The sequence below is a fragment of the Paenibacillus sp. NAIST15-1 genome (genome assembly GCF_001894745.1).
Taxonomy (GTDB): Bacteria; Bacillota; Bacilli; order Paenibacillales; family Paenibacillaceae; genus Paenibacillus_B; species Paenibacillus_B suaedae.
Genome location: NZ_BBYF01000002.1, coordinates 158,846 through 176,075, shown reverse-complemented (window position 1 = coordinate 176,075; position 17,230 = coordinate 158,846). Strand labels below are relative to the sequence as shown.

Here is a 17,230-nt window from a genome sequence, read left to right as displayed (position 1 = left end):
TTTCAACCGTACAGAAGGTTCTTACATCGAACCATGGAATGTGCGGTTGATTACATCCAATTGCTGCTCGCGAGTCAGTTTGATGAAGTTAACTGCATAACCCGATACGCGAATTGTCAATTGAGGGTAGTTCTCTGGATGTTCCATCGCGTCCATCAGCTGTTCACGGTCGAACACGTTAACGTTCAAATGGTGCGCATTGCTGCCGAAGTATCCATCCATCATCGATACGAGATTGGATTTGCGAACATCAAGTTCTTTACCAAGCGCCTTAGGCACGATAGAGAATGTATTCGAGATTCCATCCAAGCTGTGCTCATATGGAAGCTTCGCTACCGAGCTAAGCGATGCGAGCGCACCCTTCTTATCGCGGCCATGCATTGGGTTCGCGCCTGGAGCGAATGGTTCGCCAGCTTTACGTCCGTCAGGAGTTGTACCTGTCTTCTTACCGTACACAACGTTCGACGTAATTGTCAGTACCGATTGTGTTGGCAATGCATTACGATAAGCTTTATGCTTGCGAATCATGTTCATGAACGATTCAACCAGCTCTACAGCGATGCTGTCTACGCGATCATCGTTGTTACCGTAGCAAGGATATTCGCCTTCGATTTGGAAGTCAACTGCGATGCCTTCTTCGTTGCGAATCGGTGTTACTTTAGCATATTTGATTGCACTCAGGGAGTCAGCTGCTACCGACAAGCCGGCAATACCGCAAGCCATTGTGCGCAAGATTTCTTTATCATGCAGCGCCATCTCAATGCGCTCATAGCAATATTTATCGTGCATGAAGTGAATCACGTTCAGTGTGTTCATGTACAACTTCGCGAGCCATTCCATCATCTGCTTGAAGCGTTTCACGACTTCGTCGTAGTTCAATACATCGCTAGTGATTGGAGGAAGCTCTGGACCTACTTGCAAGCCAAGCTTCTCATCTTTACCGCCGTTGATGGCGTACAGCAAGCATTTCGCCAAGTTGGCGCGAGCGCCGAAGAACTGCATTTGCTTACCGATGCGCATTGCGGATACGCAACATGCGATACCGTAGTCGTCGCCGTAGATTGGACGCATCAGGTCGTCATTTTCATATTGAATGGAGCTTGTTTCAATCGATACTTTCGCACAATACTTCTTGAACGCTTCAGGAAGCTTTGTCGACCACAATACAGTCAAGTTAGGCTCTGGAGCAGGTCCCAAGTTGTACAAGGAATGCAAGAAGCGGAAGCTGTTCTTCGTTACACGTGTTGTACCGTCAGAAGCCATACCACCGATCGATTCTGTTACCCAAGTTGGGTCACCGCTGAACAGGTCGTTGTAAGCAGGTGTGCGCAAGAATTTAACGATACGCAATTTCATAATGAAATGGTCAACCAATTCTTGAGCTTCTTGCTCTGTCAAAGTACCTTCTTGAATATCGCGTTCCACATACACATCGAGGAACGAGGATACACGACCAAGGGACATTGCTGCACCGTTCTGTTCTTTGATGGCTGCCAAGTAACCGAAGTATACCCATTGGAACGCCTCTTGTGCGTTGACAGCTGGTTTCGAAATGTCCATACCGTGCATTGCAGCCATTTCTTTCAATTCAGCGAGTGCGCGAATTTGTTCTGAAATTTCTTCACGGTCACGGATAGTAACTTCATCCATTGCATCCAGCTCAAGATTATTCAGATCGTTTTTCTTTTGTTTAATCAAGAAGTCTATACCGTACAGCGCTACACGGCGGTAGTCACCGATGATGCGGCCGCGGCCGTAAGCATCTGGCAAGCCTGTGATAATACCAGCTTTACGCGCCATGCGCATGTCGGATGTATAAGCATCGAATACGCCTTGGTTGTGTGTTTTGCGAATGTCTGTGAAAATTTTGATAACATCTTCCGGCATTTCGAAGCCGTATGCTTTACAAGCATCGATCATCATCTTAATACCGCCAAATGGTTGAATGGAGCGGCGGAACGGAGCATCCGTTTGTACACCTACTACTTTTTCTTTTTCTTTATCTAAATATCCCGGTTTGTGCGATACGATCGTTGAAGGCGTGTTAACATCAACATCCCATACACCACCGCGTTCACGTTCTTCTTTGGAGAGCTGGCTCACGATATCCCATAGATCCTTCGTGTTTTGCGTTGGACCTGCCAAGAATGCTTCATCGCCCAAGTAAGGCTTGATGTGTCCGTCCAAGAAGTTCGGGACATCCACGTGAGTTTGCCATTTGCCTGCTTTGAATCCACGCCAAGAATTCATTTCATTTGTTTCTGTCATGTTCTTTTCCATCACCGACATCGTAATCCCTCCATACATGTTTGTTTTTCTGTATGTGTTGTAATCGAATTGAAAGCACACACCCAGCAAGATGTTCTCGTTCCCATTTCACATTGCTTGTGATGATTTTCACGAAAAAGGCTGCAAGGCGGTTATCTTATCTTTCGCATTCGTTCGATAGCTGCCTTTTCGTAATGCCGAGTGAGGCTATGCAGCAAGTTTTTTAGAGGCGAATTCTGAACCTTTTTCGTTCCTCCCTTGCTACGCCTTCATTGTACCTCTTTTCACACTTTCAATTATGTGATATTTATCACAATATAAGCTAGACAAATGATTTTTTTCACATCATATAATTCAAAATGTTGTAATCTCCACTGCTGCCCTGCTTTTTGCAAGTGCTTAGCACTCGTTTACCGCTTTATAAGCAATGAGTTCAGTTGTTGATAAACAGCAAAGACAGCGGGGAAGATCTCCCCCACTGCCCTGCTATCGTATCATTCTTGCTTATTCAAATCGTCCATAGAATGCGTTCCGATATACATCAGCCAACTCTGTTACGAGTGGAAGCTTCGGATTCGCTGTTGTACATTGGTCTTCAAAGGCGCGGTCTGCCAAGTAATCAACATTGGATTCGAAGTCCTTGGCATCGAAGCCAATTGCTTGGAACGATTCTGGAATACCCAGTTCGCGGTTCAATTCCCGAATTGCGTTGATAAGGCTGTTCACGCCCTCTTCCGTTGTACGGCATGGAAGACCGAGGATGCGTGCAATTTCCGCGTAGCGCTCATCTGCTACGAAGTGGTCGTATTTCGGGAACGAAGCGTACTTCGTTGGTTTCTTCGCATTGTAGCGAATGACATGAGGCATGAGAATCGCATTCGTGCGACCATGTGCAGTATGGTATTGCGCCCCCCATTTATGCGCCAAGCTGTGGTTGATGCCTAGGAACGCATTCGCGAATGCCATACCAGCAAGTGTCGATGCGTTGTGCATTTTCTCGCGCGCTTTCGGACATGCTTCATGATGAGATTTCACCAAGTTCTCGAACACGAGCTGAATGGCCTTAATTGCCAGACCATCAGTATAGTCGCTTGCCATTACCGATACATACGCTTCAATCGCGTGCGTCAAAACGTCCATTCCCGTATCAGCAACTGCCGTCTTCGGCAAGCTGTACACGAACTCTGGGTCAATAATCGCTACGTCCGGCGTCAGCTCATAATCAGCTAGCGGATATTTCGTATTGCCTTTTTCCTTATCCGTAATAACCGCGAACGAGGTTACTTCCGAACCAGTACCCGAAGTCGTTGGAATTGCGACGAACTTCGCCTTCTGGCCAAGACGTGGATACTTGAATGTACGCTTGCGGATGTCTAAGAACTTCTGCTTCAGGTTATCGAATTCAGCATCTGGATGTTCGTAGAACAGCCACATGCCCTTCGCTGCATCCATCGGCGATCCGCCGCCCAAGGCGATAATGCAGTCTGGCTCGAAGCTGAGCATCATTTCTGTACCGCGTTCCACTGTCTTCGTCGAAGGATCTGGCTCGACATCCGAGAACACTTCAATGACGACTGGGTTGCGGCGTTGACGCAAATAGTATTCCAGCTTCTCCACGTAGCCCAACTTCACCATCATTGGGTCGGTAACAATCATGACACGGCTAATATCCGGCATCTTCGCTAAGTATTGCGTTGCACCCTTCTCGAAGTAAATCTTATTTGGCACCTTGAACCATTGCATATTCACTGTACGCTTCGCCACCCGTTTAATATTCAGCAAATTGACCGCTGTTACGTTCGAAGAAGTTGAGTTGCGGCCATACGATCCGCAGCCAAGTGTCAACGAAGGAATATTGGTGTTGTACAAGTCTCCAATCGCGCCATGAGTAGAAGGAGAGTTGACCAGAATGCGGCCTGTTTGCAGACGGTCGGCGAACTTACGAATTACCTCGTCATCATTCGAGTGGATGACCGAAGAGTGACCCATGCCGCCAAAGGCCACGATTTCAGCCGCGCGGTCAACGCCTTCTTCTGCGGTCTTCACCTTGTAGCAAGCAAGCACGGGGCTCAGCTTCTCTGCAGACAGTGGGAACTTCGGCCCCACACCATCCAGCTCAGCTACAAGTATTTTCGTTGTATCTGGTACTTGAAGTCCGGCCATCTCAGCAATTTTCTTTGCAGATTGGCCCACGATGTTCGGATTCACCGCACAGGTGTCTGTCTTCATTGCCATCGCTTGGAGCTTGCCGGTCTCTTCCTTGTTCAAGAAGTAGCAGCCCTGAGCGGTCATCATTTTCTTCGTTTGCGCGTAAATCGGCTCTTCAATGATGACAGCTTGCTCGGATGCGCAGATCATGCCATTATCGAACGTCTTGGACAGAATCAAATCTGTTACCGCTTGATTCAGATCTGCCGTCTTCTCGATGAAGCATGGAACGTTGCCTGGGCCAACGCCTAAGGCAGGCTTGCCGCAGCTATAAGCGGAGCGAACCATACCAGCACCGCCTGTCGCCAGGATTAGCGCCACATCAGGGTGGTTCATCAAGCCGTTAGTCGCATCCATCGACGGATACTCAATCCATTGGATACAATGCTCAGGAGCACCATATTTCACAGCTGCCTCATGCAGGATGCGAGCTGCTTCCGCACTGCATTTCTGAGCGGATGGATGGAAGCCGAAAATAATCGGGTTGCGTGTCTTTATCGCGATGAGCGCCTTGAACATGGTTGTTGAAGTTGGGTTCGTTACCGGCGTAATCCCCATGACAATTCCAACCGGTTCCGCAATCTTCATATAAGCGCCCTGCGGATTGTCCTCGATGACACCTACCGTTTTGTCATACTTGATATAGTTGTGGATATATTCAGTTGCGAAAATGTTTTTCGTAATTTTATCTTCATACACACCGCGGCCCGTTTCTTCAACAGCCATCTTGGCAAGCATCATATGCTTATCCAAGCCAGCGAGTGCCATTTGCTGTACGACCTTGTCGATCTGCTCTTGGTTCATGTCCATAAATGCTTCCTGCGCCTTATTCGCGCGGTCAATCAGTTGCTGAATGTGCTTCGTAACATCGACTTGCTCCGTTTTTTTCTCTACAGTTGGTTTCGTTTCTTGTTTTGTCGCCATTCTCTCCGCCTCCATTCATGGATACCTTGCAATGAACCTAAGAAAGGGGTTCTCTATACGGTGTGTCTGCTGTTCTGTTACGGTCCTTTTCTGAGGTTCGTGTTGGACACAATTGTTTGTGAATCATTTCACACTTTCATTGTACCCATCTTTTTCGTATTGGTATGTGATTATTTTCACAACATTGATTGATTTTGCTTATTTTTTTATTTCTCCCCGATTTTATTTGATTGGCGTGATATTAATCACTCGATTTAACCAAACTGTAAATAATTTTAATCGTAAATAAATTGACAACTGCGTGCGGAACATCCATGATAGTAATACGTATTCATATAGTGAAACTTGTCACATGGAATTCTTTGGGTCAAAATTACTAAAATTTGAAATATGTAAATTGGAGGGGAACAGAGTGACTAACATCACCGACAAATTTGGAGAGCCCTGCAATACCTCTTGTTTCTCAGAACAGAATGTAGAACGATTAATCAATATCGGTAAAGAACGTACCTATCCTGACAGCTCTCATCTCTTCTGGGAAGGAGATCTATCTGATAAGCTGTTCCTCCTGAAGAGCGGACGTGTAAAAATCACAAAGTCTACGGATGAAGGCAAAGAGCTAATCCTGTACATGTATCAAGCTGGGGATTTGGTCGGCCAAGTTGATCCATTCCATAGTACAAAGCACACTTTCACAGCGGAAGTCCTTGAAGAAGCTGAGGTATTGCTTATTGAGCAGAAGGATATTGAGATTCTCATATGCCAGCACTGCGACTTCTCAATTGATTTCATGAAGTGGATGGGTATCCATCACCGACTGACTCAGACCAAGTTCCGCGATCTAATGATGTATGGTAAACCTGGCGCGCTATGCTCCACTCTCATCAGATTGTCCAATACTTACGGTGAAGAATTAGAAGACGGCGGTCTCCTGATCAACAAAAAAATTACACATACCGATCTATCGAATATGATCGGCGCTACTCGTGAGAGCGTCAATCGTATGTTAAGCGATCTTCGCAAACGCGATGTTATTGAATATGAGAATGGTATGATTGTCATTCGCGAATTAGAACACCTGCGGGAAGTATGTCATTGTGAAATGTGCCCGAATGAAATTTGCCGCATCTAATACAAAACGCCCTCATGCAAGTTCATGGCATGAGGGCCTTACTTCTGTTTACCTCTACAGATAGGGTACTGCTAACGGTTTCCCGGTATGAATAAGGAACATGTCCATTCCATTCTACTCCCTACCCACTGTACTTACCTCACTGATCTTCTAATACACTTAATTGGCTGTGAGACGGAAAACATGTGCAATTGGTGCCTTGCCCCCTACTTCATGTGCGGGCAGCTTTACATGCAATCCTGCTTCGTCAGAATGGAACGGAAGCTTCTCCTCTGTCCCTACCAAATGAATTGCCGTTACCTTGTCTGTATACGGAAGAATGATGTTATCGTTAACATTAGTATCCTCAGACGGATATAAATACGTGCAATATACCGTATCGTCCTTGCGTGTAAAGGCGCAGCGCTGTGTAAAGTAAGGAGCGCAGATGCGCGTTCCATAGACGGCTTCCCCATAGGTGCCCATCCACGCGCCAAGTTCCTTGATGCGAGCAATCGCACCCTCAGGAATCCGACCATCAGGCTGTGGCCCAACATTTAGAGCCAGATTTCCTCCCTTGGCGACTACCTCCATCAGAATATGAACAAGCTGTCGGGTTGTCTTGTACTTGTCCTCAAAACGGAAGGAGAAGGATGTTCCCATCGTAATGCAGCTTTCCCATGGTACATTCATCGCTTCACTTGGAATCGTCTGTTCCGGCGTAATAATGTTCTCATATGGTCCTCCAACCGTACGGTCGGCAGATAGCAGCCATGGCTGCTTCTCTCTAGCCTTCTCCACGACTTCTCCGAGACGGATATCCTGAGATACACGGCTCTCCTTGCATACCCAGCCAGCATCCAACCACAATACATCGATACGCCCGTAGTCTGTTAACAGCTCCATGATCTGTTCATGAGTAAACTGAACGAACTGCTCCCACAATTCAGGATACTCCTGTGGATTATAGGACGGGCCCCGCCACGTTGGGTTGCTTCGCTCCATCCCTGGTGCCCAATAGGTAGGTGTATGCCAATCTGCCTTAGAGAAATAGGCTGCAATCGCCAATCCTCTGTCACGGAATGCATCAAAAAGATGCCTACATACATCTGCGTACTTATGGGTATGGAATGGCGTCTGTGCACCCGTTATCCGATAGTCTGTTGTTTTTGTGTCCCACATGCAAAAACCATCATGATGCTTCGTCGTAAAAATCAAATACTTGAAGCCGCCTTCAACAGCAAGATCCGCCCATAATTCAGGCTGAAAGCGCAGCGGATTAAATGTCTTATTTAGATCGAAGTATTGCTGCTTCAGCTCTTCGGCATCATAATCCCAATCCACACTATCTCGCGACCACTCTTCATCGACATCACTAAGCGCCCACGACTCTACGATACCGAGCTGGGAATAGGTTCCCCAATGCATCATTAAGCCCAGCTTCTGATCCTTGAACCATTCCAGCTGTTCAAGCAACTCAGGGCGATCTGGCTTCACCCATTCGTCCTCCGCACTGAAGTTATGTACCCCTTGCTGAACGATCTGCTCATCCTCACGTTGTTCTGCCTGTTGCTGAATGGTTTCACTCATCTCGCTTATCCTCCTCTGTCTGTTCATTGATGAAATCGAACCATTGTACTAACAAAAATATCTATTTCTAGTTAACCAGAAACCGCTCTCAATCTGCAATACAAAAACAAGGACACAAGAAATTTGCGGGGAAAATGAATAAACGAGCGGAAAATTCTATAAATGATGTCTTTGTCAAGGATCGTGCACATCATGCATCTCAACGCAAAAAAGCCCCCAACATGAGACGCGCGTCCCGCGCTCACATTGAGGACTGTATGGATATGCATCATTTATGGAGTGATGATGAATTCAATCTGGTCCTCTGGCTTCAGAACAAGCTTCCGTCCCTCGACCACCGTCATCTTCTTCCCATTTACCTTTAAGGCAAAGTCTATCGTTTTTTCCATTTTCCGCTGACCGATGTGCAGCACTTGCTTGCCGTCATCTGACAAGGAGATTTGTGCAAACTCATCAATTAAATCGTTTACATTCATATTCTCTTTCCAGCTGACCACATAGGTATTGGTCATTTCTGGGATCGTAGTGCCTCCGTCGATACTCAATGTCAGTCCTGCAGCAGGCAGGGAATTCGTCTTGACATCCATTCGCTTCACAAACACAACAACTGTATCACCGGGGCCAACGATCTTCTCCATCGCTGCAGGTTGCCTAAGTTCTTCATCATTGACCACGATGCCCCATCCCATCTTCGTATCCAGGGCAACATCTCCGACGGACATGATCACACCATCCTCTTCAGAGATCTTTACAATTCCTGTCTGCTTCAAGGAATCGGTAACGGTCATGCCTGACTTCCAATCAATTTCAATGCGTTCTGACAAGTTCGGTATATAGGAACCGCCCTCGATAGTAACTGTCACCTTCGAAGCCGGACTAGATTGCTCTTCTGCCTGCTGCTCCTGCTCAGTTGTCTTGGAGCAAGCAGTGATTATGCATATCAACAACATCAGTACAACAAGAACTTTGGAGTGTTCGGCGTAGTTGCGAATGCGTAGCCATCGTCTTTTCATTACGTCAACTCACTTTCTTGCCTTCTCTACCTATAAACATACAGGTTTCTTAGTCTATTATGCAATAAGATGAGCAAGAAATCGTATCAATCCCGTAACAAAATCCGTCGGATTTACAACTCGTTCGACATAAATACGAGAGTTGGCCCTTATTTATACAACTACTTCCTCCAATATTTTCCTCATATAGGTTTTTCGTGCAGCGAAGAAGAAGAGCGCCTGCATCACAACGAACATGCTCACGACTGTCAATGCATACCCCATCATGTTCGAATTAACCAGGTTGCTCAGTGTCTTCAAGGCGAACAATGTATGAACGCTCCCTACCATGCATGGTGCGAAGAAGATAAGTCCTACTTGGAACGTAACAACACGACGGATTTCCGCAATCGACAAACCAATTCGCGTTAACCCCTTGAAGTATGCCTGATCATCCTGCAGTTCGGTGAACAATTTGAAGTAGATGACACTTCCGCTCGCGATAAAAAATAACAAACTAATAAACAATCCGATGAACATCCCTAGAGAGGACACTTGGTTCGTGCTGCTCCAATCATACACCCTGCTTGAGATTCTGATACTGTCATCTTCCTCTTCGTTAAACGACACGTGCTCCCGGATCTTTTTGTCTAAGGCCAAGGAATACTCCCAATCCGACCAATTGAATGCATGTCCATATCGAGCTCGGTCAGCCGGCGCCTTATCGAAAAATGGGGCAAACAAATCATCGCTAACGACTAACACATTGTAAACGCCTACGCCTGAATTGATTACATTTCTTGTGGTCTTTTCCCGAATATGCCCGGATACCTTTGTATACGTATCACGAATATGCCCCGATACCTTTGCAGACGTTTCACGAATCATGATCGTTACAGGCCCTGGATATCCCAAATATAGTTTCGAATCACTTGGTTCATCCACATTCAGGGGCTTACGAAGAACAAGAACCATCTCATTGTTCATAAGGGAAAGGGGTTGTCCCCCATCCATTGCAATGATCCGATTATAATCAGACACACTAACCATAGCTCCATAGTTCTCAGACAACTCTTGCGTATAATACACTTCAACATACCTGAAGTCAGCATCTTGTTCTATCTCGTTCTTTGTGCTGTCCCCCCAAGCCTTTATCATTTCTGGTTTGATCGGTTGCTGTCTGTCCTTCGTCCAGGTAATGACGTAGCTTTGCGGCATATCATTCAACTGCTGCCGCTTCATTGTCTGATCGAACGCATAAAAGCTTGCGGTAGCTGTCAACACTACTGCACACAAAATGGATACATTGAACAGCACACGGGCATTATCCTTCAGCTTGAATGCTGCTTGTGAGATATTCAACAAATTGGTTCTTCGATAATAGACGCGCTTATTTCGCTGCAGTATGCGGATAATGGCTACACTGAACTGCGTGTAGAAGAAATAGGTGCCCAGCACCGTGAATCCTAATATCGGTAACGCGGTTAGGCCGAACAACTGTATAGTTGTAACATAAGCCAGACTATATCCCAGCGCTAGCGAAAATACAGAGAGAATGACGAGCACCCATGAGAATTTAGGCGGTGATTTCGGCTCTTTGTGCGCCCGTATGAGCTCAACAATTTGACTGCGCCCTACTTTTCTCAATGAATACACGGTAATACACGTAAACAAAATCAAGTAACCTGCCGATGTCAGTAGAATCGCTTTCGGAACAATATAAAAAGTAATCGGGGTATCGACAGCCAGTATGTGGGATAAAGCCATCAAAAACAGCTTCGTCATAAAGGCGCCGATTCCCATTCCTACTGCAATGGCTAGGATGGAAATAATCATGTTCTCATAAAATACGAGTCTTCGTAACTGCAGCTTGGTCATTCCGAACAGAGTGAGTAAACCGAATTCCTGCTGTCTGGATTTCAAAAATGCAGAGCTTGAGTATAACGTAAAGAAAAAAGAGAAGATGATGATCAAATACTCGCACATCATCATTACTTCTCGAATTCGATGTCCACCAGGCACTTGTCCATTAACTACGTCAGGATGGTAAATAAATGCTGCATACATAAAGAAAATCATTACCGCGAAAACACTGCTCAAAAAATAAGCGCTGTATCGATGCCAATTCCCCTTGATATTACTTGTAGCGAGCTGTCGGAATGTCATCGAAGTTCCCTCCTAGCAAGCTTAGCGAGTCTAAGATGTGCTGGAAGAAAATCTGTCGATTGGCACCACGTCGCAGTTCGGAGAACAATCTGCCGTCCTTAATGAATAAGATTCGTTTGCAATAACTCGCCGCAAAAGCATCATGCGTGACCATCAATATGGTCCGATTCGATCGCTCATTCAAATCTTCGAGCGCAGTCATAACATCCTTCGCAGCCTTGGAATCTAAGTTTCCTGTCAGCTCATCCGCGAGAAGCAGAGATGGCTGATGAATGACTGCTCGTGCAATCGCCGTCCGCTGCTTCTGACCACCTGAAATTTCATAAGTACGCTTATCCAATATATGATCAATGCCAAGCCAGCTCGCCGTTTCCAACAGTCTGCGCTCAATCTCTCTAGCCGAGATGCCGTCAAGAGCAAGCGGCAATATAATATTCTCCCGAATACTTAACGTATCCAGCAGATTGAAGTCTTGGAAGACATAACCGAGTTCTCTTCTACGAAAATAGGCCAACTTCCGATTGCTCAGCTTCGCCGGATCCGTCCCGTTAATAAACACATCTCCAGAAGTTTGCTTGTCTATCGTAGCTAATATGTTCAACAGTGTCGTCTTGCCACTGCCTGATGGCCCCATAATCCCAACAAATTCCCCTTCATCGATCGTTAGATTGATATCTTGAAGAGCCGTATAGGTCATGTTTCCTCGTGTTCCATATACTTTGGATAATTGCTTAGCTTCTAATACAGGCATAGGTGTCCGCCCCTTCCTCCTTGCTTACGCTCCAGAATCCTCATGTATACACACAGTATACCCTTTCCCTTCTTCCTGCCAACATCGAATTGGCTTTCAATCCCCTCTACCACCTTACAAAGTTGTCACATTCGCCTGATCCTATAACAATAGCCCTCTTCCTCATGGAAAAGGGCTTCAGGGTAAGCGTTTGTTCATCGGGTCATGTACTTAGTGCAATCGCTCCAGCAACTGATGGTGCATAGCTCTAGACTCGAACTTTATCGTTACTGTCGTGCCTTCATTCAGCTTCGATGCAATACTGATTGTGTGTCCCAGCTTGGCGCAAACTTGTCTAACCAAGTAGAGTCCCATACCGGTTGCATCCCCTTCCTTACGGCCATTCTGACCGGTGAAGAATGCATCAAATACACGCGGCAAATCCTCAGGAGCAATACCAATTCCTTCGTCTTGAACATGCAGGAGTATTGAGTCACCTTCCCGCTCCACCTTAAACATTAACGATTTGGAGCCCTCTTTGTCCCTCATATATTTAATCGAATTCGTTACAAGCTGTGTTAAGACGAAGTTCAACCATTTCTCATCACTATCGACAATCACATCATCGGCTTCAATCTTCGGGAAAATTTTATGCTTAATCAGCGATTTTTTATTCTCATTCACAACCTGCCGGATGACCTGCTTTAGATTCAATCCCCCAACATGAAGATCCAGCTCGAACTTGTCCAGTCGTGCCGTACTCAGCATCATGTCCAGACCTCTCGTAAGACGATCAGCCTCTTCACTCACACTCCGCAGCAGCGACTCAATCTGAGACTGATCAAGCTCATATACTGGCTGCTGTGTAAGCAAATGAATAACAGACACCGGAGTCTTCATATGATGAACCCATTGGTTCGTGAAGTGAACATGCTTCTCTCGGTCTTTCCGCATCGTAAGCAGTTCGTTCATAAATGAGCGATATTGACGTGATAGAAGCGCATGCATTCGTCTCTGCTCTAATGTGCTTGGATGCTGCAAACAAAGCGTGAAGTCACTATCACTTGCATTCGTCTCTGCATTGTACATTTCCTTGTACCAGCGCCGTTGATTCGTATAATCATAGACTAAACCAATCATAAGAATGAACACAGCAAGTATGAAGATATAGATGAGACTTTCCTTCGCAGCAAATCGCTGCCCAATGCTAAGATCTAGCCACACAACAAGCAATGCAATCGCTATCGCTAAGAAGCACGTTAAGATAATTACAGTTCGGTCTCTTACATATTGGAGAAAGGTCATTCCCGGCTTCATTCATTCACCCATGTAGCTGACATGCGATACCCTTGGCCTCGCACTGTCTCTATTGCCTTCGCAATTCCAATCTCCTCCATCTTCTTGCGAACGCGGGTAACATTCACGGTTAGCGTATTGTCATCGACGAAGTCCACATCATCCCATAACGTCTCCAGCAATGTCTCTCGAGATACGATATAGCCAATCCGTTCCATAAGGCAAGCAACGAGAAGAGCCTCATTCTTCGTCAAGTCCACACGCTTGCCTGACCATTCAAGGGTGTTCTTCGCCCGGTGCAGTGTTAAGCCTTGGACAATCAGCTCTTCACCATTGCCCCCACCATTAGCTGCGTATTCCCCATAGGTTCGGCGCAGAACTCCTTTTACTTTGGCTAGAAGGACGTCGAGATGGAATGGCTTCGTAATAAAGTCATCGCCGCCATTTTCAATCGCCATTACTTGATCCATTTCTCCCGTACGTGCTGAGACGAATATGATGGGTACATTCGTCTCACTGCGGAATTGTCGACACCAATAGAAACCATCGAAGGCCGGCAAATGGATATCAAGCAAAATTAAATCTGGATTGATTTCCAGCATTTCATCCTTTAATTGGCTGAATTTTGTCGCACGAGCTACATTGTAATTGTATTTTTCAAGAGAAGACTGCAAGATCGATGCAATCTTATCATCATCTTCCACGATCATAATTGTATACATAACAATACCCCCAGTTCGCGAACGTACTTCTATCTATTTTGTTGCTTTCTTGTTTCCATCATAACATAAACTTCTTTTAATCTAGAAACGAACTATCCACCTGAATGCCTATGTACGCAGATTCAGTAGAGCTGAATCTCTCCATACAATGAACACAACAGAACAAAGCTCCCGCTTCTTAAGACGGGAGCTTATCGATGTGTTCCTTCAATAAATCATATGTTGGAAATATTTACGTTGTCTGTGGCAGTTCTTGATACGTGATGAGTACCCCGCCTTCACCTGCATAGGTGCCGATGACTGGGCCCATATTCACGAACAGAACTTGATCGAAGTGATATTTGTCGAGCAATTCCTTCATAAAGGCCTTGGCCCGCTCTTCACAATTGGAATGTGCAAAGGCAATCCACTCTTTGTCAACATGGTTCCATGCGTCCCCAACCTTCTCAATCAGTCGGCGGAGCGTTTTCTGTGTGCCTCGTATCTTCTCCATCACCTCTATGGAACCCTCTTCGCTTGCCTCCATGAGCAGCTTGATGTTCAACATAGAAGCGACCGTGCCCTTGAACTTGCCCAAGCGTCCGCCACGAATGACATTATCGAGGGTATCCAGGGTGAAGTACGTGCGAGTGTGCTTCACTTGGTGGCTCACGGTATAAGCAACCTCATCAAGTGTCTTCCCCGCTCCAGCCAGCTGTGCCGCACGCACGGCAAGCAAGCCAAGGCCAGCAGATGCTGTCTTCGTATCTATAACTTCAATCCGGTTCGGATGACCTTCTTCCTCGTACATCGTCTTTGCCATTAATGCATGATTGTAAGTGCTGCTTAAGCTAGAGGTCAAGGAAAGGACCAATATATCTTTATCAGTGCCAAGCGATTGATACATATGGTAGAAATCAGCTGGCGACGGACTGGATGTCTTCGGCAGATCCTCCTCCTCTCGCATACGCCCATAGAATTGAGCGGTATCCATATCAGAGGTCAGCACCTCTTGTCCGAAACGTACATATAGAGGTACTACATGGATGCCGAACTGCTGGACGATCTCTGGAGTCAAGTCTGAACTTCCGTCCGTAATGATGTGAATGGTCATGTCATTCTCCTGTCCTAAAGTAAAAGTAAGTTAGTATCGCTCATTCCGCTTAATTATACGAGCTTGTCCATACGTTTACAACGTCAAAAAGTAGGCAATCTTGTGGACACAGCAAAAATGCCGAGCACTAACCTGCTGTCAAGTTAGGCTCGGCATCCGATGAGCTGTCCACTGCGCATTATTCTTGATCCGAATGCTGTAAGGTAGAGCTAGTCTCATCGCAGCATCCGATTGATTCGTTCACCCACTGCTCCGCCCACTGCCCTATGGCTTCCATTACTGGCTGAAGAGCCAATCCTTTGTCCGTAAGCGTATATTCAATGCGTACAGGCGTCTCTGGATACACATTACGAACTACAATCCCTGCCGCTTCCATGTCTTTCATGCGTTCACTCAACATTTTGTCGCTCATGGTAGGAATGAGTGCGGAGATATCCTTAAAGCGCTTCGGCCCGCTCAATAGCACCTGAATAAGCAGCCCGTTCCAACGCTTTCCCAAAATGCAGAATGCCGCTTCGAATCGGGGACACATTCCCAACTGATCTGATTGCATCCGTTCATCCCTCCTTCTATACTTACAAAATGTAAGCATATTTATTTTACCATAGCTGATTCGAAAAGAAAACGCGACTGACATCATTTATTACAAAATTTAATGGACTTGCAAAGAATCTGCAACTTTTTTGGTACGTACGATCATTATAATAGTATGGTGAAAACTTACAATCCATTATTTATTTAATCCGAAAATATCGGGTACTTGCAGAGCTGAGGAGGCTTCCATTGAATTCATATCGCGAGAGCAGGAAAGAGCGGCATGCCCGCATAAAGAAGCAGAGGGCGCGCAAACTGAAGCAATTAGCCGGGGTGGGATTGCTGGTAATTATCGGCCTTGGCTGCATGCTCGCGCTGACAGTGGCCATGCGCACTGTAGAGAACCAGCCTGATTTGGTTTCTCCACCTAATGAAAGTGTGACTCCTACGTCCCCACTGGAGCCAAATCACGAGCAAAAAAAGAAGAACATTGCAGCAAAGGACGAATCAAGTAAATTTGTGTTGCCTCCTTCGCATGATCCCATCCGAATTGTCTTTGCAGGAGATGCACTCATGGATTGGTCCGTCAAGGAAACCATTCGCAAAAAAGGACCTGATTATCCATTTGAATACGTCAAGGACGAGGTCAGCAGCGCCGATTTTGCAGTTGTAAATCTGGAGACAGCTATCACACACCATACCGAGAAGGATACGAATCAACTGTATAATTTCAAGTCCGATCCGGAATCCTTGCAAGGAATTAAAAATACCGGGTTTGATCTGGTTACGATCGCTAACAATCATACCCTCGATTTTAAACAGAAGGGATTTCTCGACACACTATCATACTTGGAGCAATATGACATCCCCTATGTAGGCGGCGGAAGAAATAAAGAAGAAGCGTATCGGGCGCATACGGTGAAGATTAAGGGTCAAACAATTAAGATCCTCGCCTTCTCCCGATTTATCCCTCAAACGTATTGGTTCGCCGGAGAGAAGCGGCCAGGAATTGCGGAAGCGTATAATAAATCAAGTGTTCTCCCTGTTATCAAAAAAGAACGTAAAGACTGTGATTACTTGCTTGTGTATCTCCATTGGGGGGTTGAGAAAAGTCATCGTCCAGAACCATGGCAGCGTACCTATGCGCGTGAAATCATTGATGCCGGTGCAGATGCCATCATCGGCAGTCATGTCCATGTTCTGCAGGGATTCGAATTTTATAAGGGCAAGCCAATTGCTTATTCGATCGGCAACTTCTTATTTCCAGATTATGTGCGAGGAGACAAAGCGGATACAGGGCTGTTGAATCTAACGCTGAATCAAGGAGATATCTCAATGCACTTCACCCCTTACTTCATCTATAAAGACCAAATAATTAAGAAAGATGAGGCTTATGATCGAAAGCAATTAAAGTATTTGGAATCCATCTCGTTTGATGTTAAAATGGACGGCAAACAGGTACGGGATGCAGTGAAGGCAAATGGGCGCGCAACTGCTCCGCCAACACGCTAACCATGCTAGATATGCCGACATCTCGGTCATAAGACGCGAACCTGTACGCAGGATTCGCGTCTTATTGTATGTAAGGCATAATGC

The 17,230-nt window shown here is 45.9% G+C and carries 12 protein-coding genes; 2 read left to right on the top strand and 10 right to left on the bottom strand.

All coding sequences use genetic code 11. The features are described 5' to 3' along the window. Positions 1-21: 21 nt before the first annotated feature. Positions 22-2,289 carry a formate C-acetyltransferase gene (gene pflB, locus PBN151_RS04435; RefSeq protein ID WP_072727873.1) on the bottom strand — a complete coding sequence of 756 codons (2,268 nt, stop codon included), beginning with the start codon at positions 2,287-2,289 and terminating at the stop codon, positions 22-24. A 483-nt stretch (positions 2,290-2,772) separates the two neighbouring features. After that, positions 2,773-5,400: a bifunctional acetaldehyde-CoA/alcohol dehydrogenase gene (gene adhE / locus PBN151_RS04430; RefSeq protein ID WP_065291931.1), complete on the bottom strand. Its 2,628-nt coding sequence runs from the start codon at positions 5,398-5,400 to the stop codon at positions 2,773-2,775. Positions 5,401-5,812: 412 nt separating this feature from the next. Here adhE and PBN151_RS04425 point away from each other — a divergent pair, with 412 nt between their 5' ends. Continuing rightward, positions 5,813-6,532, top strand: a complete 720-nt coding sequence (locus tag PBN151_RS04425; RefSeq protein ID WP_021253026.1) for a Crp/Fnr family transcriptional regulator — start codon at positions 5,813-5,815, stop codon at positions 6,530-6,532. A gap of 159 nt (positions 6,533-6,691) precedes the next feature. Here PBN151_RS04425 and PBN151_RS04420 read toward each other — a convergent pair whose 3' ends face one another. From PBN151_RS04420 to PBN151_RS04385, 8 genes are all read right to left on the bottom strand, one after another. Continuing rightward, a complete protein-coding gene (locus tag PBN151_RS04420; protein WP_072727872.1) occupies positions 6,692-8,101 on the bottom strand; it encodes an alpha-L-fucosidase in 1,410 nt (469 codons plus the stop codon). A 272-nt stretch (positions 8,102-8,373) separates the two neighbouring features. After that, entirely contained in the window at positions 8,374-9,114 is a 741-nt protein-coding gene (locus PBN151_RS04415; protein ID WP_072727871.1) for a hypothetical protein, read from the bottom strand. 153 nt (positions 9,115-9,267) lie between these two features. Further along, complete coding sequence (locus tag PBN151_RS04410; RefSeq protein ID WP_072727870.1) at positions 9,268-11,259, bottom strand: ABC transporter permease; 1,992 nt, start codon at positions 11,257-11,259, stop codon at positions 9,268-9,270. Further along, a complete protein-coding gene (locus tag PBN151_RS04405) occupies positions 11,231-12,010 on the bottom strand; it encodes an ABC transporter ATP-binding protein (RefSeq protein ID WP_021253030.1) in 780 nt (259 codons plus the stop codon). The genes PBN151_RS04410 and PBN151_RS04405 overlap by 29 nt, the downstream gene beginning before the upstream one ends. 210 nt (positions 12,011-12,220) lie before the next feature. Then, positions 12,221-13,294, bottom strand: a complete 1,074-nt coding sequence (locus PBN151_RS04400; RefSeq protein ID WP_072728486.1) for a sensor histidine kinase — start codon at positions 13,292-13,294, stop codon at positions 12,221-12,223. Between the two features lie 8 nt (positions 13,295-13,302). Beyond that, positions 13,303-14,007 carry a response regulator transcription factor gene (locus PBN151_RS04395; protein WP_021253032.1) on the bottom strand — a complete coding sequence of 235 codons (705 nt, stop codon included), beginning with the start codon at positions 14,005-14,007 and terminating at the stop codon, positions 13,303-13,305. A 232-nt stretch (positions 14,008-14,239) separates the two neighbouring features. Continuing rightward, entirely contained in the window at positions 14,240-15,100 is an 861-nt protein-coding gene (locus tag PBN151_RS04390; RefSeq protein ID WP_021253033.1) for a DegV family protein, read from the bottom strand. 178 nt (positions 15,101-15,278) lie between these two features. Next, positions 15,279-15,653, bottom strand: a complete 375-nt coding sequence (locus PBN151_RS04385; protein ID WP_021253034.1) for a winged helix-turn-helix transcriptional regulator — start codon at positions 15,651-15,653, stop codon at positions 15,279-15,281. A 230-nt stretch (positions 15,654-15,883) separates the two neighbouring features. On the opposite strand from PBN151_RS04385, the gene PBN151_RS04380 reads away from it, so the two are divergent. Further along, entirely contained in the window at positions 15,884-17,146 is a 1,263-nt protein-coding gene (locus PBN151_RS04380; RefSeq protein WP_072727869.1) for a CapA family protein, read from the top strand. Positions 17,147-17,230: the final 84 nt, after the last annotated feature.

Coding starts and splice junctions, on each gene's coding strand:
- PBN151_RS04400 (WP_072728486.1), bottom strand. CDS start 13,294: ATGACCTTTCTCCAATATGTAAGAGACCGAACTGTAATTATCTTAACG.
- pflB (WP_072727873.1), bottom strand. CDS start 2,289: ATGTCGGTGATGGAAAAGAACATGACAGAAACAAATGAAATGAATTCT.
- PBN151_RS04390 (WP_021253033.1), bottom strand. CDS start 15,100: ATGACCATTCACATCATTACGGACGGAAGTTCAGACTTGACTCCAGAG.
- PBN151_RS04420 (WP_072727872.1), bottom strand. CDS start 8,101: ATGAGTGAAACCATTCAGCAACAGGCAGAACAACGTGAGGATGAGCAG.
- PBN151_RS04410 (WP_072727870.1), bottom strand. CDS start 11,259: ATGACATTCCGACAGCTCGCTACAAGTAATATCAAGGGGAATTGGCAT.
- PBN151_RS04405 (WP_021253030.1), bottom strand. CDS start 12,010: ATGCCTGTATTAGAAGCTAAGCAATTATCCAAAGTATATGGAACACGA.
- PBN151_RS04385 (WP_021253034.1), bottom strand. CDS start 15,653: ATGCAATCAGATCAGTTGGGAATGTGTCCCCGATTCGAAGCGGCATTC.
- adhE (WP_065291931.1), bottom strand. CDS start 5,400: ATGGCGACAAAACAAGAAACGAAACCAACTGTAGAGAAAAAAACGGAG.
- PBN151_RS04395 (WP_021253032.1), bottom strand. CDS start 14,007: ATGTATACAATTATGATCGTGGAAGATGATGATAAGATTGCATCGATC.
- PBN151_RS04415 (WP_072727871.1), bottom strand. CDS start 9,114: ATGAAAAGACGATGGCTACGCATTCGCAACTACGCCGAACACTCCAAA.